This window comes from Algibacter sp. (assembly GCF_049667265.1).
Classification (GTDB): Bacteria; Bacteroidota; Bacteroidia; order Flavobacteriales; family Flavobacteriaceae; genus Algibacter_B.
Window position 1 is genome coordinate 1 of sequence record NZ_JBATHX010000015.1, and the last position, 1,744, is coordinate 1,744.

1 protein-coding gene and 1 pseudogene are annotated in these 1,744 nt (G+C 32.3%); both read right to left on the reverse strand.

Features of this window, described 5'->3' with window-relative positions:
• Window positions 1-24: 24 nt before the first annotated feature.
• Window positions 25-1,304, reverse strand: a pseudogene (locus WBN21_RS00535) (glycosyltransferase).
• Window positions 1,297-1,744: YfhO family protein (locus WBN21_RS00540; protein ID WP_424197367.1), on the reverse strand; the 448-nt coding region annotated here is incomplete at its 5' end. The gene WBN21_RS00540 and the pseudogene WBN21_RS00535, both read right to left, overlap by 8 nt.

The window sequence follows — 1,744 nt, forward strand, 5'->3', positions numbered from 1 at the left end:
AGGATTGTGAAACAACGACTCCCATTATAATAAATTAGCTAGCGATTTTGTAAGAGCCTTTCTGTGATACTTTTGCAAGCCTATTGGATGTGATTGCAATGAGTTATTTTGAAACGACTTATAATGCACCAAGATAATTCTTTTTAACGAGTCATAATCGTTGTAATTAAAGTAGTTTCCGGTATTGGTTTCTTCCATTATTTTTTCAACATCTGAACCATTTGGACCCATAGCAATTATTGGCCGGTTAGAAATCATGTATTCAAATAATTTTCCTGGGATGATGCATTTGGTATCTTCAGAATCTATTTCAACTAACAGTAAAATTTGAGATTTTTTTGAAACCTAATAGCTTCTTTATGCGACACATAACCAACATTATTTACATAATCACTTAACTTAAAATTACTAATAGAATTTAATACATTTTCGCTTACTGAACCAATTAAATTAAGTTGGAAATCATTTGAGAAATCAGCATTTTCATTTATCAATTCACTTAAAACTTGCCACAAATTTTCTGGATTTCGTTTTGACAATAAGGAACCAATATGAGATAAAGTGAATTTAGAATCCATTTTAAAATCAACCGTTTTTTCATCATCATAACCATTTGTGATAACCTCAATAGGCTTATTTGTTATTTGCTGAAATTCTTTTTTGGTTGTGAAACTGGTTACTATTATTTCATCTGAAGCATTTAAAACCTGTTTTTCTAAGTCTTTATGTTTTGCTTTTGAACCTGAGGTTAACCTTAATTGTTTATGATAGCCAATGGTAGTCCACGGATCTCTGAAATCTGCCAACCAATTCACTCCTAGTTGTTGTTTTAATTGAAGCCCAATAAGATGCACGCTATGCGGTGGACCTGTGGTAATAATAGTTTCGATTTTTTCTTTTTGAATAAAATCTAAAAGAAAGGCAACAGAAGGTTTTACCCAGCCCTTTCTTGCATCAGGAATAAAAAAGTTACCACGAACAAAAAGCATGGCTTTCTCAATGATAGATTGCTTTTTTGAATCTGAAATAATCCCTTTGCTAATAGTTTTAGACGATTTTTTAGAAAGAAAACCTGCCCATTTATAAGGTTCGTTAATGGGTTGTTTAATAATAGTTACGTCTTTTAAAACCTCAGAAACCAAACTTTCATCAACAATAGGATAACTAGGGTTTTCAGGAATAAAAACAATAGGATCAATATTAAATTCTGGTAAATATTTAACAAACTTCAGCCAGCGCTGAACTCCCGGACCTCCTGCAGGTGGCCAATAATAAGTAATTATGAGTACCCGTTTTTTATTCATCCTTTCTTTTGAACTCATAAAACAATCCGCCAATTAACAACAAACAGAGTAAAATAGAACTCGCTAAAGTAATCTTGCTCCCTGTTTTAACGACATCTGGATCAAACTTAAATTCTATAGTATGATTTCCTGCGGGAATTGGCATTCCTCGTAAAATATAATTTACAGGAAGGTGAATTGCTGGCGAACCATCAATGGAGACTTTCCATCCATTTTTATAATAGATTTCAGAAAATACCGCAAAACCATCATGACTATTTTTTGATTCATATTTCAAATAATTCGGAGTCATTTCTTTTAATGAAATAGATGCCAGAGAATCAACTACATAACGACTAGATATATTTTCACGCATGGAGTAATCGTTAGGCTCATAAATAGCGGTTGTAGTAGTGTTTAAGCTATCTAATGCTAAAATAGCTTCATCAGCAGATGCAACT